This is a genomic window from Bacillus sp. BSL6 (assembly GCF_052928345.1).
On sequence record NZ_JAVGCW010000011.1, the window covers coordinates 78,186 to 101,774 of the forward strand.

Here is a 23,589-nt window from a genome sequence, read left to right on the forward strand (position 1 = left end):
TATAAGAGATATGAATTTCCCCACATAAGTATCTATCCTTACAAAGGGGACGCACAAGCCAAATATGCAGTCCTTGCATGATTTACAGATAGCCAAATAACCCCTCACTTATGAGAGAAAAATTCATCTATCTAATTTCTAATCATTACAAGTTCATCCACATATTGAGTCCTTGTCTCCTTTCCATATACCTCTATTTCTATCATAACAATATGGTGTAATATTTCAAATGATAAAAAAATAAAAACCAATATTCCATTCCAAACTTCCATCAAATTTATTATATTACAATATTTAAATAATGGAAATAATCAGAAAAAACACTGGTAAATATTGACTAGCCTTCTTATAATAAAACGTGGGGCTAATGTGAGAGTTTAGTTTTAAACAAATAGGGGGAAGAAACATGTCAAAAAAATTACTTTCTTTATTTTCTGCAGTAATCGTAGCAGCTTTTGTAATAACCGGCTGTGGTCAAAGCGATACGACAAATAAAGAACAAAAAGAAAATGCAGCCAAAGAAAACAAAACAGAAAAAACGGATACAACAAAAGAAAATAAACCTGAAGAAAAAAAATCCGAAGACAAGAAAACTGAAGATAAAAAGACGGAAAATACCGCTACTAGCTCCAGCGATTATTCTAAACTTATTTCCTACATGGAAAAAGAAACAGGCGGAAAAACAAAAGTTCTTTTTGAAAATAAGGAACCACAAGTCTATAAATCTGAAGATATTTCAGTATCGATGAACAGTTATACATTAGTTGAATTAAATGGATTCCATACGGACTTTAACATTCCATTTAACCGTCAAACAGAGGGCGGAGTCATTCTTGTGAACTATAGCGTAAAAAATAGTTCAGCTAAAGATATTTATTATATGCCAGCATTGGACATATCGTTTACTGGTGCGCAGAAAGTATATAGTAACTATAAAGATTTAATTCCAAAAGAAGATCAACTGCCAACTAAGCTTGCTCCAACGAATGATTACTTAGTAAAAGCAGGAGAAACTATTTCTGGTTATATCGCGTATCCATTTGGAAAAGATGATCTAGCAAAAATTTCAAGTCTCTCAACAGTCTCAGTCACAGTCCCAACTGCACAAGCTAATAAAGGAAAATTCGATGCTCCAATCGGCAGTCCCGGAAGCTTTTCATTAAGTTTAAACAAACAAGGTGCTGAAAAGGTTGCAACAGATAAAGCTTTCTACCAAGATAAAGCTACAGCTAATAACATGGGCGATAAAAAAATGTTAAAAGAGAAATCAAGTATTAATAACAGCCAAGAATTAGGCGCTGTTCATGTTACATTAGATGGATACCAATTTACTCAATTCACACCAAATTCCGTCGAAGCACCGCGCTTTGCAAATTTCAAAAACGGTATTGTTCTATTAACGGTGAAATTCAAGCTTGATAACAAAGATACTCAAGACGTTTCACTATCTCCTATAAGCTCTACATTGAGAGTAAATGATGGTACACAATATACGATTAATGAAGGTATGCTACTAAATTACGACTATAACGCTTCAGTCAAAACGGGAACATCTGGAGAGTTACTGCAAGTATTTATTTTAGATCAAGAGCAGTATGAGAAGATTTGGAAAGATAAAAGCTTTGAGATTGAGTTAGGACCTATGAGAAATAAAGAAGCTAAAGATATTTCACAAGGTAAAAAAGCTAAGTTTACATTACCTAAATAAATTACTAAATATATAATAGAAAAGGCATATAACATATGATTGTTATATGCCTTTTCTATTTGTATCAAGAACAAAACTTTCATTTAAGTGTATACATTTATGATTACCTATCCGTTGTATAAGTATAGGGGGGAAAAATGATGGGAAAAGAAAATATATTGACCTCCTATCTTATCAATTTAGGGGAGGAAGTGTTCAAACTATTACTAGCGAAAGGGGCTATAAAAGAAGACGCAGAAGACATCATCCAAAATACTTTCTATAAAGTATATACGTTGCTAGATGACCTAACAGAGAATAACATACGTCCATGGTTTTTTAGGGTTGCATTAAACGAATACATTGACTTGAAGAGAAAAAAAGAGCAGCAAAACATCTATTTAACTGAAGAGATTTATTCAAAACTACAATATACAGACCGAGAATTAGATGCTGTTTTAAATAAAGATGAGATTTTCTATCTATTAAAAGATATAAAACTAGAATATAAAGAAGCCTTCTTTTTAAAATATTATTATGATTTTTCATATGAAGAAATCGCCTTAATACTAGATATTCAAGTGAACAGTGTTAAACAAAAATTACATCGTGCACGTAAAACAATTCATTCTACAGTAGGAGGAAAAACTTAATGGATACTTCTTTAAAAGATGCATTAAAAAAAGCTAAAAGGAAACAGTTACTTAAAATCATTATTACTTCTATTATCGTTGTAGTCATGCTGATTCCTATAATGTACAAGGTTGGCAATTACTTCGCAGCGAAAAGTTCTACGAAGCTGCACGAACATCTCTTTTTACATAACGCAATTGCAGAACCGAATGTGCAAATTGATTCTCAAGTAACGAGTAATTCTTCTATGTTTGGCGGCAATATCGTATCTAATCGCTCTAAAAACATTAACGGTTACGTAGTACGATGGAATACACTGACAAGCTCTTACGATTGGTTTCGCTCTAATATCGATTACAACGAGTTAATACCAGGATCTTATTGGTCTAGCTCTAGTAAAGAGGCTTATAATTATGATAAACAAACGAAAAATAAAGTTGCTACATTTTATAATCCGGCTATCAAAGAATATCATAATGGAGTCAAAAATGAATTAAGTGCCGTTTCAACAATGGAAAACTATGTAGCGGAAGTTGCTATCTCTTTCAATCAACCTTATACATTAAAAGAAATTCAAACAAAAATACCAGACAACTTAAATATCGTATGGCTATATATGGTCTCACCTATTAAAGACGAAAGCAAAGGTCCTGCCGGTATGCAAGTTTACGGATTTGATCCAGAAAAAGAGCCTGAAGAAGCGTACAAAAGGTTCTTTGACTCCCTTAAACAATACGATGACGATGGATATGACGAAGATATCCAGAAGTTTTTAAAAGCAAACAAGAACAAACCATTTGATCAAGTGAAAATCTTAGGGGTTATGCTAACTGGGAAAACGGAAAACTTTAAGGTATTAGAAAACCAAGACTTTGTTCGCGGTGCTTCTGTAGGGGTTACTGCACAAGTTGTTCCTTATATAAAACCGGAGAAATAATAAGGAACGCCCAGATGAACTTAAAGAACACACATAAAACTGTTTACTACGGGAGCTATCCGCTACAATAGATAGCTCCCATCTCTCATTTATTGCTTAATTTTCAAAAATAAACTTCATAATATTTTAGGTGCAATTTTATAAATAAAAAATCATATATTTGTTCACACTTTATCCATTGTGAATTTTTTCACAATGGATATATAATAAACTTGTAAATACAATATTGGAGGGATTTCAATGGTTATCAATTTTTTAAGAACTGATAAACGTGCTGCTTTCATATTATTATTTTTACGACTTTACATAGGATATACATGGCTCGCTGCTGGAATCGGCAAAGTCTTTGGACAATCTTTTGACGCAAGTGGTTTTCTAAAGGGTGCTATTGCTCAAGCATCAGGTGACCACCCTGCCGTACAAAGTTGGTGGGCAGATTTCCTTCAACACTTTGTTCTTCCAAATGCAGACCTATTTAGCTTTTTAGTTCAATGGGGAGAAATTTTAGTAGGTCTAGGTTTGATTTTAGGCGGATTAACAAAAACAGCTGCATTTTTCGGAATCATAATGAATCTTGCATTTTTATTAAGCGGAACTGTTAGTGTAAACCCAAACCTGCTTATTTTAACTATGTTCATTTTAGTTGCAGGACAGAACGCCGGACGTATTGGATTAGATGGCTATGTTTTCCCAAAACTTTTCCGTAAAAACAGCCACGGAACATATAAATTAAGCAAAACTGCGTAGTAACGGTTTACTCTTAAAATATAAATAAGAAAAAGAGCCTGCGTATAGGCTCTTTTTTGTTTACTCCAAATTTAAACTCTTAACGAGCCACGAAAACCTCTGGCAGCATAATAAGAATCTGCCCCATTGTGATACACGAAAACATGCCCGAAGCGATAATCGCAAAATAGCGCACCACCGAGTTCTCGAATATCTGAAGGTGTTTGTACCCAACTTGATGATTTCATGTCAAAATCTCCAAGTTTTTGCAATTCCCGATATTGTTCTTCTGTTAATAGTTCAATACCCATAGCATTTGCAACATCAATAACATTATTTTCTGGCTTATGTTTTTTTCTTGATTCTAACGCTTTCAGATCATAACAGAGACTTCTGCGCCCTTTAGGACTCTCCTTTGAACAATCATAGAAAGTATACTCGTCCTTCTCTTCATCATAACCAACAACATCCGGCTCACCGCCTGTTACTTCCATTTCATTAAGTGACCACAATTTTTCATTATTAGTAGCCAGCTTCGCTTCAACTTTAGCCCATTCAAGGTCTTCATGGCGGTTCATATTTTTCTCAAAACGGGCTTGTAATACTTTTAATAGTTCTTCACGTTGTTCTACAGATAACTCATTTTTATTCTCTGTCATATTCGTCCTCCGAATTAAGCTTCCTTATAACCACTTAAATCTTCTCAATAATGGTTTACTTGCAGTTTACAACAATCTGGCCCGATTGCACAACGAATAATCCCTGTGCGGATATCCATTATATAGTACTAAAACCCTCCATACTTTCTCCAAGAATATAATGTGAAAACCACATCAAGTTCTGCTTCATAATAGCCACATGAACTCCTGGTTGGTCAGAACTATATGCCATTCCTTTAAATATAATTAATTCTGTATCAACTTCCATATCCTTTAACCCTTGATATAGCTCATATGCATTTGTAATTGGTATTCTTACATCCATTTCCCCATGTTGAATTAAGGTAGGTGTACATGCTGATTTAATATATGTCATTGGTGATGTTCTCTTATATATATTTGGATCATTCCATGGAGTATTTCCTAAATACATTCTAATAAAGTAAGGGATATCTGTATTTACATAATGGGTACTCCAGTTCGTAATTCCTCCCCCAACTGAAATAGCTTTAAATCTACTACTAAATGTAGAACAGAAAGCTGATATATATCCTCCGTTACTCCATCCCATAACTCCTACTCTATCTTTATCTACCATCCCTTTTTCAATTAGTTCATCCACTCCAGATATAACATCATCGTAATCAGCAAATCCTTGTTTTCTATAGTTTGCTTTTAAAAATTCATTACCATAACCAGAACTTCCTCTATAGTTTGGCTCTAAAACGATAAAGCCCTTTTCAACAAACTGTTCAATTGGATATTTCTCATTGAAGCAGTCTGAAAATATCGGAAAGGATGCCCAAGCCGGACCACCGTGAATTACTACTAATAAAGGATACTTTTTATTTGCGTCAAACTCTACTGGTGTTGATAAAACACCCTCTATTTCAAGACCATCACTACTTTGCCATGAGATGATTTCCCTGTTGCTTTTAAGCTTCCCTTCGAAAAAGCTATTTTCATTCGTTATTTTTTTATCATCCAAATAGATTTCAAAGGTTTCATTTGTTATAGCCTTATTATAGGTTATATGATTTCCATCTCTTGTTATAGAGGCATCCATTATAAAGCCATCTACTTTTTCGCTTAATGTTTCCACAGTGCCATCTTCAGCTAGCAAACCAATAAGGTAATTTGTTTTATCCTGCCATCTAATTAAAATTCCTTTAGCTGTCCACTGTAATGGCATAACCGTACTATCAAAGTTTGTTAGAGGCTGAAGTACCTCCCCAGTATTCATATCATATATCTCTAATGTACTTTCTTGTATATGGTTTCTATAATACTCCTTCTCTCTTATGCTTGCTGAGTAACATATTTTGCTGCCCTCAGGAGAAAAGCAAACGCTCCCGCCCAACAACCTATCTACATTCATCTTTTGCAGTTCCCCAGCTTCAACATCTAATATGTATAGGTCACCATTCATATGATCGTTTAGGCTTGGGGTAGCCATACATACAATATTTTTCCCATCATTTGAAATATCAAATCCATGGATATAAAAATCCTTACCACCAGTTAATTGATAAACACCGTTAATCTCTCGTTCCTCTTTATCATTTTGTATCACCTTTTCTATTTCAATGTAGCATAAACAATTATTCTGATGTTCCTTACCTACATGTTGAAAATCTCCATATAGGTCCTTACGTTTCTTTATTTCCTCACATTCTTTTGACTGTGCAATATAATAAAAACCTTTACCGGTAGGATCCCATTTGAATGTACTGATCCCTTCTTCCTCATTAGTAATTTGCACCCCACCATAACTATCTAATGACTTAACAAAGATTTGATTTCCCTCATTACCAACAGGGCTAAGGTATGCAATACCCCTAGAATTTGGAGACCATAACGGGCATGTACTATCTATATCCCCATTTGTTAATGGATAACTCTGCCCTTTACCTTTTTCATATATCCATACATGATTTCTATATGTATTGTCTTTCCAGTTAACTGTCCTCTTAACAAATGCTACATTTTTGCCATCATCGCTTATATTGGTACTTGATAAGGTTGGTAATGAAATAATCTCTTCTATACTTAAATATGTTTTTTCACTCACTTTCATCCATATGCCCCCTTGTAATGTCCATAAATCTCTCGTCTCTTTTTGTCATAATAAAGGAAATTGTTCACAGATACTTAAAATGCTAATGGAAAATTCAGATAAATAAAAGTGAAATTCCATCAGTGGGAGTCTTATAGCCTACGAATTGTGGAATGAAAAATGGACTAAGAATTTAATCTTAGTCCATTTATTATTTTATATCCATTTTGTATGGAATGTACCTTCTTTATCTACTCGTTTATACGTATGCGCTCCAAAATAATCGCGCTGCGCTTGCAACAAGTTTGCAGGTAGTTTGGCAGTACGATAGCTGTCATAATAAGAAATTGCTGCTGAAAATGCAGGTATCGGAATGCCCTGTTGTACCGCCATTGAGATAATTTGGCGTAATCCACCTTGATATGACTCTACAATTTCTTTAAAGTATGGATCAAGTAAAAGGTTCGGTAGGTCAGTGTTAGTCTCATAAGCCTCTTTAATGTTCTGTAAAAAGGCAGCACGGATAATACATCCGCCTCTCCAAAGCATAGAAATGCTACCGAAATCAAGGTTCCAATCATATTCCTCAGAAGCTGCCTTCAATTGCGTGAATCCTTGTGCATAAGAACAAATTTTACTCATATATAAAGCTTGGCGCACCGCTTCAATTAATTCGGCTTTTTCAACTCCAATTGCTGTTTTATCTTTAGGGCCAGATAAAACTTTGCTTGCGTTCACACGCTCTTCTTTTAAAGCAGAAATGCAACGTGCAAATACAGATTCCGTGATAATAGGCAGAGAGATACCTAAATCAAGTGCGCTTTGACTTGTCCATTTCCCTGTACCCTTTTGTCCTGCAGTATCAAGAATAACATCCACTAATGGCTTACCAGTTTCTTCATCTTTCTTCTTGAAAATATCGGCTGTAATCTCAATTAGATAGCTGTTCAGTTCACCTTTATTCCATTCAGCAAATATTTCATGGAACTCTTCTGCAGTCAAATCTAGTGTTTGTTTCAAGAAGAAATATGCTTCACAAATTAATTGCATATCTCCATACTCAATACCATTGTGAACCATCTTTACATAGTGTCCTGCCCCATTAGGTCCGATATAAGAACAGCAAGGCTCGTTATTCACTTTTGCAGAGATGTTTTCAAGCATATCCTTTACTTTTTCGTATGCATCCTTCTGTCCGCCTGGCATAATAGATGGTCCCTTCAATGCACCCTCTTCGCCGCCTGACACACCTGCCCCGATGAAATTGATTCCTTCTTCGGCAAGACGTTTATTTCGGCGAATTGTATCGACAAAGTATGTATTACCACCGTCAATTAAAATATCACCTTTATCGAGGTGAGGGACTAGAGAATCAATCGCTTTATCTGTAATTTCCCCCGCATTAACCATTAATAAAATCTTTCTAGGTGATTCAAGTGAGTTAACAAACTCTTCAACTATATGAGTACCAACTAAGTTTTTACCACGGTTTTCCTCAATGGTTTCATCAACTTTTTCCTTTGAAATATCATATAGGGCAACAGAATACCCTTTGCTCTCAAAGTTAAGTGCGAGGCTTTTTCCCATAACGCCCACACCAACAACTCCAATTTGTAACTTTTCCATATTCTATCGTTCCTTTCCATGTATGTTACTCTGTATTATAGTATATATACTTAAAATAACACTTTAATCAAATAATCCAACTTTTTCATTTCAATAGGCTCCGCCATTATTCGTACAAAAGGTTATTGGGACACGGCACATCACTATCAAGTTAAAAAATAAAGAGAAATTGTCATCCTTATTAATCAATCATGAAAATTAACCGGTTAATTATGAAAAATCACATTAAACAGCTTCCGTATCCCTTTTACTGTTTAGAAAGATCTATACAAATAAACTTAGTAATAAAGTAAACCCTAATCCGGCTACAGAAACGATAGTCTCAAGTAACGTCCATGTTGCAAATGTTTCTTTCATGCTTAAACCAAAGTACTCTTTGAACATCCAGAAACCAGCATCATTCACGTGTGAAGCAATTAAACTACCAGCCCCTGTTGCAAGGACAACTAAAGCAAGGTTAACATCAGATTGCCCTAACATCGGAATCACTAAACCGACAGTTGTTAATGCAGCAACCGTAGCAGACCCCAATGAAATACGTAAGATGGCAGCGATAATCCATGCGAGCAAGATTGGTGATAATGAAGTTCCTTTGAATAATTCGGCTACATAGTTACCAACGCCGCCATCAATTAATACTTGTTTGAAAGCGCCGCCTCCACCAATAATTAAGAGCATCATCCCAATATTCGAGATCGCTGTTGTACAAGATTCCATCACGTTTTTGATTGGAATATTTCTTGCCAATCCCATTGTATAGATTGCAACTAGTAAGGATATCAACATGGCAGTATCCGCATTCCCAATAAACTCGATCGTTGCTAGTAAACTATTATCTTTGAATCCCATTGTTTTTTGCAACAAAGTAATAATTGTAGCGACTGCCATTAAAAGAACAGGCAGTAAAGCGGTAAAAACACTGATTCCAAAACCAGGGGTTTCTTCAAGTTTAAATACTTTCTGCTCACCTAATGATTGAATATTACCGGTTTTTGTGAACGCCTCAGGTACTAGTTTTTTTGCAAGCTTAGTAAATACAGGTCCAGCTAAAACAACCGTTGGAACCGCTATCATAAAACCGTAAAGTAATACTTCACCGATGTTTGCATGCAATTCACCAGCGATAGCAGTTGGTCCTGGGTGTGGTGGTAAAAATCCGTGTGTTACAGATAAAGCAGCTGCCATCGAAATACCGAGATATAAGATAGAAACTTTTAATTCTCTTGAAATTGCAAATACAATCGGAATTAATAATACTAATCCTACTTCAAAAAATAATGCAATCCCTATAATAAATGAGGCAGTCACAACAGCCCATTGAATGTTCTTTTCACCAAATTTTTTCACAAGGGTCATGGCAATGCGTTGTGCACCCCCAGAATCTGAAAGCAACTTACCTAACATCGCACCAAGTCCAAAAACGAGTGCTAAGTGCCCAAGCGTTCCGCCTAATCCCGCTTCAATGGTTTTAAAAATCTTTTCTGATGGCATTCCAAGTGCTAACGCAACCCCGACGGATACAATGATTAATGAAATAAAGGTATTTAATTTAAAGCGCATAATCAGTAAAAGTAATGCTAAAATCCCAATTGCTACAATGACTAATGGCATCGTAGTTCCCCCCTAATCTTAGCTGTATTTGTATTGATCCCGCTATTCGTGGGCAGTAAGGCCCCCCACCTCGAGATTTAGATAGAAGCGAGGCATAGGGGATTACTGATGAAAGTTTTACTTTATTAAATTTCTTTGATAATTTGCAATTCGTGTATAATCGTCTTCTAGCGCCCTTGATAGGTTAATAAATATAGGCAGTAATTGTCTGTATTCTTTTGTTGCTTCTTCTTTCGGTGTATGTTTGTAGGTACTGCCAACCATTTCGGAAACGATTTCAAAAGAATCAATTTTTCCTGTGGCATAGAGACCTAATATACCTGCACCTAGACAAGAGCTTTCGTAGCTCTTTGGAACAACGACTTCAGATGCGAAAATATCGGACATCATCTGTCGCCAAACGTCAGACCTTGCGAAGCCGCCTGTTGCTTGAATACGAGTTACAGGACCATCCATGCATTCTGTTAATGCTAAAAATACAGTGTATAAATTATATATAACGCCTTCTAAAGCTGCACGAATCATATGTTCCTTCTTATGTGACATCGTTAAACCGAAGAAGGAGCCACGTACATCTGGATTCCATAATGGTGCACGTTCCCCTGCGAGGTATGGATGGAATAATAATCCGTCTGCACCAGGTCTCACGCGTTCAGCTATTTTAGTTAATACATCGTATGGATCAATTCCTAGTCTTTTCGCAGTTTCTACTTCTGATGAAGCAAGTTCATCACGAATCCAACGAAGGACCATTCCTCCATTGTTTACCGGTCCACCAATTACCCAATGCTTTTCCGTTAAGGCATAACAAAATATTCTTCCTTTTTTATCTGTTTGTGGTTTATCAATGATGGTCCGAATAGCACCACTGGTTCCAATTGTGACAGCTATCTCCCCTTTCCGAATTGCATTCACACCTAGATTAGAAAGCACCCCATCACTGGCACCAATGACAAACGGTGTTTGGGAATCGATACCAATCTTTTGGGCTAAATCTGGATTGCAGTTGCTAAATATTTGGGTAGTTGGTACGAGTTCGGATAATTGAGCTGATGTTATACCAGCAATTTTTAAAGCTTCCTCATCCCAATCTAGTTTTTTTAAGTTCATCATACCCATGCACGAGGCGATGGAATGATCAACAACATATTGATCAAAGAATTGTTTGAAGATATATTCTTTAATTCCAATATATTTCTTCGTTCTAATAGCAATTTCCGGATGATCATTCACAATCCATGTAATTTTACTTAATGGTGACATTGGGTGAATAGGTGTTCCTGTTCGTCTATAAACTTCATGGCCATTCAGTTCATCTTTGATTTTATGTGCCCATGCCTCACTACGATTATCTGCCCAAGTAATACAAGGTGTCAGCGGCTGATCATTTTCATCCATGGCAATAACACTATGCATAGCACTGCTAAATGAAATAAACGATGGTTTTTTATCTGAATGCTGTTTCGTTATATTTGATATCGCTTGTAAAACAGCTTGAAAAATCTCTTCTGGATCTTGTTCCGCTGTGGATATATCCGGTGTGCGAAGTGGATAACCAATATTCTCGGTTTGGATGACTTCGCCTTTCTCAGTAAATAAAACTGCTTTCGTACTTGTTGTACCAATATCTATACCTAACATATAGCTACTCATGTCCTTGCTCAACTCCTTTAGATAACATTTGTTGTGACATCCAGAGGTCTTCGACTTTCCCTTGAACATCATCGAAGTTTTGATGTAAGGCCTCAATCATGAGGGCTCGATCTTTTGATTCGATTGCTTTTATATAAAGCTCATGATTTTTAATAATCCGTTCAAAGTCTTCGTACTTTTCCTTGAAACGAGTACGCATTGATAAAAGGATTAAGCTTTCCATAACAGGCTTTAAATTATTCCAAATCATTAGGATGTAGGAATGCTCAATGGTTCGAATAATCGTTTCATGGAATAAGAGATCTTGATAAGAAAATTCATCAGAATCATGATATTTAATGGCGATTTTCATCATTTCCATTATTTTATTTAGTTCTCTTACTAAATCATTTGTGTCTATCTTTCCAAGTCGCTCAAAAATAAACGTTTCTATAAGTAAACGAACATCATATATTTCTTCGATTTCTTTCTCGGTTAAACCAATGACAACTGCGCCCATTCTTTCTAAGCGAATAATATTTTCAGAAGCTAGTAATTTTAATGCTTCACGAACGGGTGACCGACTTACAGAAAAATCGGCAGCTATTTTATTTTCTGACAGAATGGTATCGCTTTCAATTACGCCTGCAATAATGCGCATTCTCAATTCGCTCGCAACACGATCGCCTGTAGAAGCTTTTGAAAGCCATTTTTCAGGATAAAGAAATTCCGTTGATTTCGTCATAAATCCACCTCGTGTTAATCAAGTATACTTGTATACAAGTATTATAACTCGGATTTTTAATTATGCAAGCGCTTTTATTGTTTGCTTTGGTCCTATTAGTGGAAAGCCCCATAATTATTAAGCTCACAAATCAAGTCACCCCTAAACTATTATTGTTGATAAAGAAGATTTAGGGAATGGAAAACTAAACAAGTGGTATGAAAGACAAATAATTATAGAATCTATGTAAAAAGAAGCAGCTACCTTTAAATGGAGAGGTGGCTGCTTTTTTTATTTGTTCATATTCTACTGATGCTTTGAAATCAATTTAGACATATAGACAAAATCCTAAATTACGTATTGTCTTGTAACTCCATGAATATCTATTCGCGCTATTGTGTTTATACACTGCTCATTGATAGTTTCCCGATTAATTCTCAATAATATCATGTAACCTCTCAGCAAACTCTTTATGATACACTGTGTTATAACCCACATGATGTCCTGGAAACTCTGCGAATTCTGTTCCGAGGTGTTCTGCTAAGTTGAATGCGCAATGATAAGGAAAAGATTCTCGTGAAATACTTCCACCGGCTGGACGTACCTGTATCGATGCAGGTTTTAATAGGGACTTTAATGCATCGATATTTAAAGTATAGCTGAAGATTCCCGGGATTTCATACTCAGTGAAATACATCGAATTGCCGAGTAGTCGCTCTGTTAGCATATCCTTCGATGGTTCGGAATTACTATCATCAATATTTGACAATAACTTCATGACCTCACTTTGATGATTCCCTTTAAGGTCTTCCAGGAAATTTATAGCCTGCTTCAACTCATTTTCAGATAAAAGTTGTAATAAAACCGGTTCGTGTGGAATTAGTAACTGTACCTGCTCAGGATGACGTATGCACAAATCAAGTCCGATAACAGCACCAGAACTACTTCCGAATACATAAGCCGGTTCTTTGGTCAGATTAGCTAGCAACCGATGAGCATCTTCGCTATGCGTGTGCACATGGTAATCCTCATTTTTATTGACGAGATTGCTACGGGAATGACCACGACGATCGTAAGTAACAACGGTATACCATTTAGCAAGATGGTCGGCGATATTATGGAACTTGTCGGCATCACCACCCCCACCATGAATCAAAAGAAGAATTGGACCCGAGCCACGCACCTCATAATAGATGCTTGCTCCAATTACTTGCAATGTTCCGTTTTTTACTATACTCATTTGTACATTCTTCCTTTCTTTTGTCATCTCCCTTAACATTACATGATTGGTGAACGATATAAAATGCAGGAAATAACTAAGAAACAAATTCACCATAAGAAAAAGCAATGTGTGGCTTTAAAATAAAGTTTGATTAAAAATATTGTGTTAAACCGTATTCTATGATGAATAAAAAGAAACCATTTTGAAAAAGTCTAATCAAAATGGTTTCTTATCCAACAGGTTTATGTTTATGTTTATGTTTTATAAAAAGGTTTGATCATAGCTTATTTACAATTCTTTGATTAAAGAGATAAAGCATCGCACCTTTTTAATAAACGTCTTAACTTTATTTCAAAACTACACTATATTTACTAACCTACTAATCTCCTACTCAACCGTAACAGACTTAGCTAAGTTACGTGGCTTATCAACGTCACACTCGCGGTGAAGTGCTGCGTAGTATGAGATAAGTTGTAATGGAATAACTGCTACTAACGGTGCTAGTGCTTCATGTACAGCTGGTAATACGAAGCTGTCACCTTCCATTTCTAAGCCTTTCATTGAGATGATACATGGGTTAGCTCCGCGTGCTACTACTTCTTTCACGTTACCACGAATTCCAAGGTTTACGTGTTCTTGTGTAGCAAGTGCGATAACTGGTGTACCGTTTTCGATTAAGGCGATTGTACCGTGTTTTAACTCTCCTCCAGCAAATCCTTCTGCTTGGATGTAAGAGATTTCTTTTAGCTTTAACGCTCCTTCTAATCCTACGTAGAAGTCTACGCTACGTCCGATGAAGAAACAGTTACGAGTTGTTGCTAAAAATTGTTTTGCTAATGCGTCCATTTCTTCTTTTTGATCACAAAGTTGTACCATTGCATTTGCTACAAGTCCTAATTCGTGTGTTAAATCGAAATCAAGAACTTCACCTTTTGCTTTAGCAATATCTGCAGCTAAAATTGAAAGTACTGCAAGCTGTGCTGTGTAAGCTTTCGTTGATGCAACGGCGATTTCTGGTCCCGCGTATAACGGAAGTGTATAATCCGCTTCACGAGAAAGTGTAGAACCAGGTACGTTTGTAATTGTTAATGCTTTATGACCCATTTCATTTGTTTGTACAAGTACTGCACGGCTATCAGCTGTTTCACCACTTTGTGAAATGTAAATGAAGAATGGTCTTTCTGTTAATAATGGCATGTTATAAGAGAATTCACTTGCTACATGCACTTCAACTGGCATTTTTGCAAACTTCTCGATAAATTGTTTTCCAACAAGACCTGCATGATAACTTGTTCCACATGCAATGATGTAAATACGATCGCTATCTAAAATCGCATTACGGATGTCTTGATCTAATTCAATCTCGCCATTTTCATCTTGGTACTTTTGAATTATATTACGGATAACAAGTGGTTGCTCATCGATTTCTTTGAGCATGAAATGAGGGTATGTTCCTTTTTCAATATCACTTGCGTCTAATTCCGCTGTAAACGGTGCACGTTCAATCGTTTCACCTTGTAAGTTTTTAATTGTAATACTTTCTTTCGTTACAATTACAATTTCTTTATCCATTAATTCAATAAATTGATCTGTAACTTGTAACATCGCCATAGCGTCGCTCGCCACAACATTAAAGTTGTCACCAACACCTACTAATAGCGGGCTTTTGTTTTTAGCAACATAAATCATGTTTGGATTTTCAGCATCAAGTAATCCGATTGCATAAGAGCCATGTAAAAGGGATAGCGTATTACGGAACGCTTCTTCTACACTTAGTCCTGTGCTCACTTGTTGTTCCATAAGCTGTACGATAACCTCTGTATCCGTTTCACTTACGAACGTTACATCTTGTAAATATTCCTTCTTCACTAACTCATAGTTTTCAATTACACCGTTATGAACTAGTGTAAAACGCTTTGATGTACTTTGATGCGGATGCGCGTTTACTTTGCTCGGAACACCATGTGTAGCCCAGCGTGTGTGACCGATCCCCACGCTTGTTGCTACGTTCTCATCTACGATTTCGCGAAGTTTTGCAATACGGCCTTTTTCTTTGTATACAACAACACCGTTCTCTGCTTGTACTGCAATACCTGCTGAATCATATCCACGATATTCTAGCTTTTCTAAACCTTTTAATAAAATTTCCTTTGCATCTTGCTCTCCAATAAATCCTACGATTCCACACATGTTTAGTCGCCGTTACAAATGCTTACACTGCTCTGCGAACATGTAACGACATAGTCCGATACCATTTTTATTTATACTAAAAAACGGATTACATATTGCTAGCCCTGTAAGCTTGTAACGGCTTTCACCTTCCTCTCGATTGGGTTTAAGTCCGTATATACTTATACAGCTAGTTTGTATCCGTTCCTTTTCTCTCATCACACTTTCACCTTTGTCCACTAAGTCACCTTAATGATTTAAGTAAAAGCTTGCGGTTGTGATGAACAACCGGGAGCCATCCGCCGAAATCTCGATAAACCCCACCTCGTCAACTACACTACTTGTAGTTCTGGCGCTTCTATAATTTACAATATTTCCTTTGAGAAAAAGAACAAGACCATCTTATAACAAACATGGATAAAACGTCAATGAAAATTTTTTCACCGTCTATAAAACATATGAAAAAGGAGCACTTATTGTGCTCCTTTTCAATAAATTTATTAAATTATTCAGCGCCAACTTCCGCTTTCACAACTTCTACAATGCGATGTACATATGCATCACAAACTTCTTGTGTTGGTGCTTCTGCCATTACACGAATAAGTGGTTCTGTTCCAGATGGACGAACAAGAATGCGGCCATCACCGTTCATTTCTTCCTCTACAACACGAATAATTTCTTTAATTTTTTCGTTTTCTAGTGCTAGTTTTTTATCTGTTACACGAACGTTTACTAGTAATTGCGGGAATTTTGTCATTTCTCCTGCAAGCTCAGATAATGGTTTTTTCGTCATTTTCATAATGTTTACAAGTTGAAGTGCACTTAACATTCCATCACCAGTTGTAATGTAATCAAGTAAGATAATATGGCCTGATTGTTCTCCACCTAAGTTGTAACCTCCGCGCTTCATTTCTTCCATTACGTAGCGGTCACCAACTGCTGTTTTATCACTTGTAATACCGTTAGCTTCAAGTGCTTTGTAGAAACCTAAGTTACTCATAACTGTTGAAACAACTGTATTATGCTTTAGTTGACCAGTTTCTTTCATGTACTTTGCACAAATAAACATAATTTGATCGCCATCAACAATGTTTCCTTTTTCATCTACAGCGATTAAACGGTCACCATCACCATCGAAAGCAAGACCAATATCAGCACCTTTTTCTTTTACTAATTCAGCTAATACTTCTGGATGCGTAGAACCTACTCCATCGTTAATGTTCATACCGTTTGGTGAAGTTCCCATTGTTGAAATATCAGCTTCTAAATCAGCAAATAAGTACGGAGCTAAAGAAGACGTAGCACCATGCGCACAATCTAAAGCGATATGTAAACCTGAGAAATCTTCCTCTACAGTTTGTTTAATGTATTGTAAATACTTTTGTCCACCTTCAAAATAATCACTCACTTGCCCAAGGTTCGTACCTGTTGGACGTGGTAATTCATCCACTTCTTTGTCTAATAAAGCTTCGATTTCTGCTTCTTGCTCATCTGTTAATTTAAAACCGTCTGAACCGAAGAATTTAATTCCGTTATCTTGTACTGGATTATGAGATGCAGAAATCATAACACCAGCTTGTGCATCTAACGCTTTCGTTAAATAAGCAACACCTGGTGTAGAAATAACACCAAGACGCATTACTTCTGCTCCAGTTGATAATAGACCTGCTACTAAAGCTCCTTCTAACATATGTCCTGATATACGTGTATCACGGCCGATAATTACTTTTGGACGGTCTGTATCTTTTGTTAATACATAACCACCAAAACGTCCAATTTTGAACGCTAATTCAGGTGTTAACTCCTTATTCGCAACCCCGCGTACTCCATCTGTACCAAAATATTTACCCATTATGATTCGCTCCTTTTTCTGGCTCTTTTTGATTATCTACTGTTGGCTCTTGGCTAGTTTCTTTATCTTTATTTTGTTCCGGTTCCGATTCCTTCTCCTTTTCCTTTTCCTTTTCTGGATCAGGCTTAGGTTCAGGTTCAGGATTTTTTGGTTTTTCAGTTTGATTATCTTTATTATTATTTGAATTTGGTTGCTCACCGTTACCCTGTACTTCTTTATCGGGATTTTCTTTCTTCACAATTGTAACTTTAGCACTTTTTTGTTTTGGCTCTATTGAAATATTAACAGGGCCACTCACTTGAATAGCAACATCCTTCGTCCCAGGAGACACATTTTGTAGATTAATCACTGCTGTTATTTGAGCAGCTGTTATTTTATCTACTATACTTGTTTCTCCTGAAATATCAACGCTTATCTTCCCATCTTGCGGCGAAAGTAACTGGGCCGTAACGTCTTTAGAAAGTCCATTTTTTTGAATTGATATACCATCAATCGTTCTTGTTTTCGTTTGTTTTGTTTTTTGTACGCCTACTGAAACCTTTACTTGATTTGGCTTCGCACTTGTTACACCCTTTGGTAATAAAACAGAGGTATCGAATGTTGTAGACTCTGTCAATTGACTAAGATCTACTTCGACCCCCTCTATCGATTGTATATTATCCAATATATCTTTTGGACCTGCTATCGTTACTTCTCTCGGCTCAACGCTAATATTTGTAACGGCCAATCCTTCCGGTAAACTCCCCTTTTTCGCATATGTTATAGGAACAGTTTTTTCAGTATTATTGGCCGTAGCTTGCGTCGCCACATTCAACGTTACACTAATTTTAGATGGACTTGTTCTTACATTTAAACGTTTTCCTTCTTTATTGTACAATGTAACTTCGGCTGTTTTTGTAACAGTTTTATTAACACCTTTTAAATCAACATACGCCTTAGCAGATGAAATACTTTCAATTTCTTCTTTCGTCCCAACTACCTCAACCGTATCAGGTTTAATGTTTGATTTTTCGAGAGTAGCACCAGCTGGCATTTGATCCTCATTTGATAATTTCAAGTCTACATGAACATATTTTCTCGCTTTTTCATGAAGAGTAATTTTAATTGTTGATGGCTGAACTGTTCCTTTCACATCATCTGGAAGTCCATTCGTTTTCAAAGAAACTTCATACGTTCCTTTTTCGCTACCTCTCAAATCAACTGGTATATCAAATTGTTTTTTCGCTTTTGCCGTAGCAACTGCTGCTTTTGGACCCTCTAACTTCACCTTAACGCCCTCTGCGGGAATACCACTTACAATATATTTCTCTTCATCATACTTAACGTTAATAGCATAATTAGTTAATGTTTCTTTCGCATCATTTGCAAAAGGTAGTATCCCCGATGTCGTATTTTTTTCAGTTAAAGTCGCTGACATAAAAAGCATACACGCCAATAGTAATGAGATCCCCTTTAAAAACCAATGATTCTCCATTAACTTATCCATGACGCTTTCTCCTCCAATTCCATAAAGACGAAGAAGTCGTTTTTTCGTTCGCACTAAATTCAGCTAACAACATATCTTTCAGTTGTTCTGTCTTCAAATCACGATGCAACTTACCATTTTTCGTTAAAGAAATTTGGCCCGTTTCTTCCGACACAACTACTGTAATACTATCAGTAACCTCACTAACTCCCATTGCAGCGCGATGCCTAGTTCCTAACTCTTTAGAAATAAATGGACTTTCTGATAACGGAAGATAACAAGCCGCTGCTTTAATCGTACTGCCTTGCATAATTACTGCTCCATCGTGAAGCGGTGTATTTGGAATGAAAATATTAATGAGTAATTCCGACGATACGTTTGCATTTAGCGGAATACCCGTTTCTACATAATCACCCATACCGGTCTCTTTTGATAAAGTAATTAATGCACCAATTCTACGTTTTCCCATATATTCCGTTGCTTTCGCTATCGCTGTTGCAACCATTTCAGGCTCATCATCCTCATGAGTTCCAGTACGCGAAAATAAACTCCCGCGTCCTAGCTGCTCAAGTGCTCTTCGCAATTCTGGCTGGAAAATAATAATAACGGCTAAAAATCCCCACGTTAATACTTGTTCAGTTAGCCAATATAGCGTTCGCAATTCAAGGAAAATACTGATCATCCGAACGACAATAATAACTGTAATCCCTTTTAAAAGTTGAACAGCTTTCGTCCCTCGGATTATGAGAATTAGCTTATATATAATAAACCATACAACGGCAATATCTAATGCCGTACTAAGATATTTCAAAATGGTCGTATCTTCAAAAGGCATGCTAACCCTTCCTCCTACTTACGAGCAATTCTATCCATATATTGAAATATTGTTTTATGCTCTATCTGTATGTATTTCCAACAACTAGTTAATTATACCATACATGAAACAAACGACAATTACAAACAACCCCCTTTAGTCTAAATTGGTAAGATGTCAAACATTCTTATCGTACAGTATAATATAAATCATTATTATACGCCTATTTTCAAATAAAAAAAGCAACTTCTCAGTTGCTTTTCTTACATTTATTTTAGTTTTTCACCGAATAAAGAACCCATTAAAGCAACCGCTGTTGTTGCCGTTCTATTTCGCTCATCTAAAATCGTATTTACCTCAACAAACTCCGCAGATGTAACAATATCAGCTTCCGCTAACATCTCCATTGCTAAATGGCTCTCACGATAAGATAGGCCACCAATTACAGGTGTTCCAACTCCTGGTGCATCATGAGGATCAAGACCATCTAAATCTAATGATAAATGCACACCGTCAGTATGAGATAAATATGCAATTGTTTCTTCCATAACAGCCGTCATACCCATACGATCAATCTCGTGCATTGTGAATACTTTAATACCTTCATTGCGAATAAAGTCTTTTTCTCCTTCATCTAATGCACGTGCACCGATAATGACAACATTCTCTTTTTTCACCTTTGGATATGCCCCATATAAATCTACAAGCGTGGGATGTCCATACCCTAAACTTGCTGCAAGTGACATACCGTGAATATTCCCAGATGGTGAAGTTTCTTCTGTATTTAAATCACCATGTGCATCGTACCAAATAACACCTAGGTTTTTATAATGTTTCGCCACACCAGCTAATGTACCAATAGCGATACTATGATCGCCACCTAATACAAGTGGAAAACGCCCTTCTTCTATAATATGATCTACCTTACTTGCTAATTCGTTACATACAGTTGCAACTTGTGTAAGGTTTCTTAAGCTTGTATTTACATCTACTTCTTTTTCTCTCTCTATACATATATCTCCCATATCTTTAACGTCATATCCAATTTCTTCAATTCTTTCAATTACACCTGCATAACGGATTGCGCTCGGTCCCATATCAACTCCACGACGCATCTGCCCTAAATCCATTGGAACTCCAATAACCGAAATTTCTTTTTTCATAGATAGTATCCCCCTTCTGTGCCTTCACTAAATATTTTAAATCTTTTATATAGTCTGACTCAACTCGACATTTTTCTGTATGGATATACAAATTATTCACTTATATCCGCTTAAAAATCCAAATGTTAAGACTATTCTATGTATAAAGTTAACTTAATGAAGCAACTACCATCATTATTATTAAATAATAATAAAAAACACTCCCCCATTTAGAAGTGTTTTTCTGATGCTATTTTCCACACTGCTGCAATATTCTTCGCTGTCATTTCGATATTCTCCTCTGCTACTTTATATGCCTCCTCTAGTGTCATCGGACTTGTTGTACTACTAAATACTGCGGCAATTCCTTTTTCATGAACAGCGGTGTAATTCGGAGATACAGATCCTCCAATAGCAATGACTGGAATATGAAAATGCTTTGCACGCTCCGCAACACCTACTGGGGCCTTTCCATATGCTGTTTGTTCATCTATTCTCCCTTCGCCAGTTATAATTAAATCTGCACCTTCTATATGCTTATCAAAATTTGTATAATCTAATACAATTTCAATTCCTCTCCGCAAGTTTCCCTTTAACACTGCAATAACAGCTGCTCCCATACCTCCTGCAGCTCCTGCACCAGGTATTTTAGATACGTCGCAAGATAGGTATTGTTTAAGGATATGCGCATAATGCTTTAAATTCTCATCCAGCTCTTCCATCATCTCTTCATCCGCACCCTTTTGTCGCCCAAATACGAAAGATGCTCCTCTTATTCCAACTAACGGATTATCTACATCACATGCTGCTTCTATCTTTATATGCTTTAAACGTGAATCCATTTGTGAAAAATCAATAGAGACAATCGAATGTAACGTTCCACCAGATGGTTCTATTACTTCTCCTTTTCCATTTATGAACTTAACTCCTAAAGCTGACAACATACCCGCTCCTCCATCATTTGTAGCACTTCCTCCAAGTCCTAAAATGATATGCTCAGCTCCTTCGTCTAGGGCATGTAGTATAAGTTCTCCTGTTCCTTTCGTCGTCGTAATAAGTGGGTTTCGCTTTTTAGCCGGAACGTGTTGTAAACCTGATGCTGCTGCCATTTCAATAAACGCTATCTTTTTATCTTTAGACATACCGTAAAAGGCTTGTACGCTCTCTCTAAGCGGTCCTGTCACATGAAATGATATAATCCTCCCGCTTGTAGCATCAACAAGGGAATTGACCGTTCCTTCCCCTCCATCTCCAATTGGTATTTTTACGTACTCTGCTTTAGGAAAAATTGCTCCAAAACCTCTTTCAATAGCTTCACATACTTCTATAGCTGTTAAGCTTTCTTTATATGAATCAGATGCAATAACAACTTTCATAATTATCCCCATCCTTTATTTTCACGTTTTCTCCATTTTAAATGACAAGTATGAAAGTTGTCTTTTTAAACACAAAAAAGCTTACATCATATGATGTAAGCTTTCTCTATTAGATGGAGCCTAGCGGGATCGAACCGCTGACCTCCTGCGTGCAAGGCAGGCGCTCTCCCAGCTGAGCTAAGGCCCCTTAGTAATTAAGCGGAAGACGGGATTCGAACCCGCGACCCCAACCTTGGCAAGGTTGTATTCTACCACTGAACTACTTCCGCGAAAATGGTGAGCCATGAAGGACTCGAACCTTCGACCCTCTGATTAAAAGTCAGATGCTCTACCAACTGAGCTAATGGCTCGTAAATGGCTGGGCTAGCTGGATTCGAACCAGCGCATGACGGAGTCAAAGTCCGTTGCCTTACCGCTTGGCTATAGCCCATTAATATTTACTAGTATGGTTATCTTTTCAAAAAAATAAACCCTCTCAGGTTATTTTAAAGAAAATGGTGGAGGGGGGCAGATTCGAACTGCCGAACCCGAAGGAGCGGATTTACAGTCCGCCGCGTTTAGCCACTTCGCTACCCCTCCGACATTTAAAATATATATGGTGGAGGATGACGGGATCGAACCGCCGACCCCCTGCTTGTAAGGCAGGTGCTCTCCCAGCTGAGCTAATCCTCCAAAAGTGGTGACCCGTACGGGATTCGAACCCGTGTTACCGCCGTGAAAGGGCGGTGTCTTAACCACTTGACCAACGGGCCAAAAAAGTTTTAAACCTATTCCCAAGCTTCCAACCGGGCTTGAACCGGTGACCTCTTCCTTACCATGGAAGTGCTCTACCAGCTGAGCTATGGAAGCATAATGGCTCCGCAGGTAGGACTCGAACCTACGACCGATCGGTTAACAGCCGATAGCTCTACCACTGAGCTACTGCGGAATAATATTAGCCTGGCAACGTCCTACTCTCACAGGGACAAGGTCCCAACTACCATCGGCGCTAGAGAGCTTAACTTCCGTGTTCGGTATGGGAACGGGTGTGACCTCTCTGCCATCATTACCAGACTTTTATCATTATAAACATTTCTTTCGAAATGTCAAGAAGAAAATTATATATTCCTTCAAAACTAGATAACATTGCTTCATATTATATGGTTAAGTCCTCGATCTATTAGTATTCGTCAGCTCCACATGTCACCATGCTTCCACCTCGAACCTATCAACCTGATCATCTTTCAGGGATCTTACTAGCTTACGCTATGGGAAATCT

The 23,589-nt window shown here is 37.0% G+C and carries 18 protein-coding genes, 9 tRNA genes and 2 rRNA genes; 4 read left to right on the plus strand and 25 right to left on the minus strand.

The features are described from left to right. The first annotated feature begins 406 nt into the window (after positions 1-406). The 4 genes from RCJ96_RS24915 (at position 407) to RCJ96_RS24930 (ending at position 4,004) form a co-directional block, all read left to right on the plus strand. The gene (locus RCJ96_RS24915) at positions 407-1,708 is read left to right on the plus strand and encodes a DUF5068 domain-containing protein (protein WP_074608903.1); all 1,302 of its coding nucleotides are present in this window, start codon (positions 407-409) and stop codon (positions 1,706-1,708) included. A 140-nt stretch (positions 1,709-1,848) separates the two neighbouring features. Continuing rightward, complete coding sequence (locus RCJ96_RS24920; RefSeq protein ID WP_000514136.1) at positions 1,849-2,340, plus strand: RNA polymerase sigma factor; 492 nt, start codon at positions 1,849-1,851, stop codon at positions 2,338-2,340. Next, positions 2,340-3,257, plus strand: a complete 918-nt coding sequence (locus RCJ96_RS24925) for a sigma factor regulator N-terminal domain-containing protein (protein WP_270796097.1) — start codon at positions 2,340-2,342, stop codon at positions 3,255-3,257. The genes RCJ96_RS24920 and RCJ96_RS24925 overlap by 1 nt, the downstream gene beginning before the upstream one ends. Before the next feature lie 240 nt (positions 3,258-3,497). Beyond that, complete coding sequence (locus RCJ96_RS24930; protein WP_000236340.1) at positions 3,498-4,004, plus strand: DoxX family membrane protein; 507 nt, start codon at positions 3,498-3,500, stop codon at positions 4,002-4,004. A gap of 71 nt (positions 4,005-4,075) precedes the next feature. On the opposite strand, the gene RCJ96_RS24935 is transcribed toward RCJ96_RS24930, so the two are convergent. The 25 genes from RCJ96_RS24935 to RCJ96_RS25055 form a co-directional block, all read right to left on the minus strand. Then, positions 4,076-4,642: a DUF4256 domain-containing protein gene (locus RCJ96_RS24935; protein WP_074608908.1), complete on the minus strand. Its 567-nt coding sequence runs from the start codon at positions 4,640-4,642 to the stop codon at positions 4,076-4,078. A gap of 118 nt (positions 4,643-4,760) precedes the next feature. After that, the gene (locus RCJ96_RS24940) at positions 4,761-6,719 is read right to left on the minus strand and encodes a S9 family peptidase (RefSeq protein WP_074608910.1); all 1,959 of its coding nucleotides are present in this window, start codon (positions 6,717-6,719) and stop codon (positions 4,761-4,763) included. A 195-nt stretch (positions 6,720-6,914) separates the two neighbouring features. Next, positions 6,915-8,324 carry an NADP-dependent phosphogluconate dehydrogenase gene (gndA, locus tag RCJ96_RS24945; RefSeq protein ID WP_000413557.1) on the minus strand — a complete coding sequence of 470 codons (1,410 nt, stop codon included), beginning with the start codon at positions 8,322-8,324 and terminating at the stop codon, positions 6,915-6,917. A 264-nt stretch (positions 8,325-8,588) separates the two neighbouring features. Then, positions 8,589-9,935: a gluconate permease GntP gene (gene gntP / locus RCJ96_RS24950; protein ID WP_074608912.1), complete on the minus strand. Its 1,347-nt coding sequence runs from the start codon at positions 9,933-9,935 to the stop codon at positions 8,589-8,591. 117 nt (positions 9,936-10,052) lie between these two features. Further along, positions 10,053-11,588 (minus strand): gluconokinase, encoded by a 1,536-nt coding sequence (gene gntK, locus RCJ96_RS24955; protein ID WP_074608913.1) that lies wholly within the window; start codon positions 11,586-11,588, stop codon positions 10,053-10,055. Beyond that, complete coding sequence (gene gntR / locus RCJ96_RS24960; protein WP_074608915.1) at positions 11,581-12,312, minus strand: gluconate operon transcriptional repressor GntR; 732 nt, start codon at positions 12,310-12,312, stop codon at positions 11,581-11,583. Before gntR ends, gntK begins: the two co-directional genes overlap by 8 nt. Before the next feature lie 409 nt (positions 12,313-12,721). Next, positions 12,722-13,531: an alpha/beta fold hydrolase gene (locus tag RCJ96_RS24965; RefSeq protein WP_446699872.1), complete on the minus strand. Its 810-nt coding sequence runs from the start codon at positions 13,529-13,531 to the stop codon at positions 12,722-12,724. Between the two features lie 369 nt (positions 13,532-13,900). After that, a complete protein-coding gene (gene glmS / locus RCJ96_RS24970) occupies positions 13,901-15,703 on the minus strand; it encodes a glutamine--fructose-6-phosphate transaminase (isomerizing) (protein WP_046199602.1) in 1,803 nt (600 codons plus the stop codon). 12 nt (positions 15,704-15,715) lie between these two features. After that, on the minus strand, positions 15,716-15,901 hold the full coding sequence (locus RCJ96_RS24975; RefSeq protein ID WP_001208183.1) for a hypothetical protein: 186 nt from the start codon (positions 15,899-15,901) through the stop codon (positions 15,716-15,718). Positions 15,902-16,187: 286 nt separating this feature from the next. Next, positions 16,188-17,534 carry a phosphoglucosamine mutase gene (gene glmM, locus RCJ96_RS24980; protein ID WP_000521474.1) on the minus strand — a complete coding sequence of 449 codons (1,347 nt, stop codon included), beginning with the start codon at positions 17,532-17,534 and terminating at the stop codon, positions 16,188-16,190. Further along, the gene (locus tag RCJ96_RS24985; protein ID WP_074608918.1) at positions 17,527-19,020 is read right to left on the minus strand and encodes a CdaR family protein; all 1,494 of its coding nucleotides are present in this window, start codon (positions 19,018-19,020) and stop codon (positions 17,527-17,529) included. The genes glmM and RCJ96_RS24985 overlap by 8 nt, the downstream gene beginning before the upstream one ends. Beyond that, the gene (cdaA, locus tag RCJ96_RS24990; RefSeq protein ID WP_001115700.1) at positions 19,013-19,834 is read right to left on the minus strand and encodes a diadenylate cyclase CdaA; all 822 of its coding nucleotides are present in this window, start codon (positions 19,832-19,834) and stop codon (positions 19,013-19,015) included. Before cdaA ends, RCJ96_RS24985 begins: the two co-directional genes overlap by 8 nt. 248 nt (positions 19,835-20,082) lie before the next feature. Beyond that, positions 20,083-20,976: an arginase gene (gene rocF / locus RCJ96_RS24995; RefSeq protein ID WP_000711570.1), complete on the minus strand. Its 894-nt coding sequence runs from the start codon at positions 20,974-20,976 to the stop codon at positions 20,083-20,085. 209 nt (positions 20,977-21,185) lie between these two features. Beyond that, positions 21,186-22,331, minus strand: coding sequence for a glycerate kinase (locus RCJ96_RS25000; RefSeq protein ID WP_270796070.1), 1,146 nt, complete (start codon positions 22,329-22,331; stop codon positions 21,186-21,188). Between the two features lie 114 nt (positions 22,332-22,445). Then, positions 22,446-22,518, minus strand: a tRNA-Ala gene (locus tag RCJ96_RS25005). A gap of 10 nt (positions 22,519-22,528) precedes the next feature. After that, positions 22,529-22,600: transfer RNA gene (locus tag RCJ96_RS25010), tRNA-Gly, on the minus strand. A 5-nt stretch (positions 22,601-22,605) separates the two neighbouring features. Then, positions 22,606-22,681 (minus strand) — tRNA-Lys (locus RCJ96_RS25015). Between the two features lie 5 nt (positions 22,682-22,686). Continuing rightward, positions 22,687-22,761: transfer RNA gene (locus RCJ96_RS25020), tRNA-Gln, on the minus strand. A gap of 65 nt (positions 22,762-22,826) precedes the next feature. Continuing rightward, positions 22,827-22,910 (minus strand) — tRNA-Tyr (locus RCJ96_RS25025). A 17-nt stretch (positions 22,911-22,927) separates the two neighbouring features. Next, positions 22,928-23,003 (minus strand) — tRNA-Val (locus RCJ96_RS25030). A 5-nt stretch (positions 23,004-23,008) separates the two neighbouring features. Next, positions 23,009-23,083 (minus strand) — tRNA-Glu (locus RCJ96_RS25035). A gap of 24 nt (positions 23,084-23,107) precedes the next feature. Continuing rightward, positions 23,108-23,180 (minus strand) — tRNA-Thr (locus RCJ96_RS25040). Between the two features lie 4 nt (positions 23,181-23,184). Further along, a tRNA-Asn gene (locus RCJ96_RS25045) sits at positions 23,185-23,259 on the minus strand. Between the two features lie 9 nt (positions 23,260-23,268). Further along, positions 23,269-23,384 (minus strand): 5S ribosomal RNA (rrf, locus tag RCJ96_RS25050). A gap of 86 nt (positions 23,385-23,470) precedes the next feature. Further along, positions 23,471-23,589 (minus strand): 23S ribosomal RNA (locus RCJ96_RS25055); the annotation flags it as partial.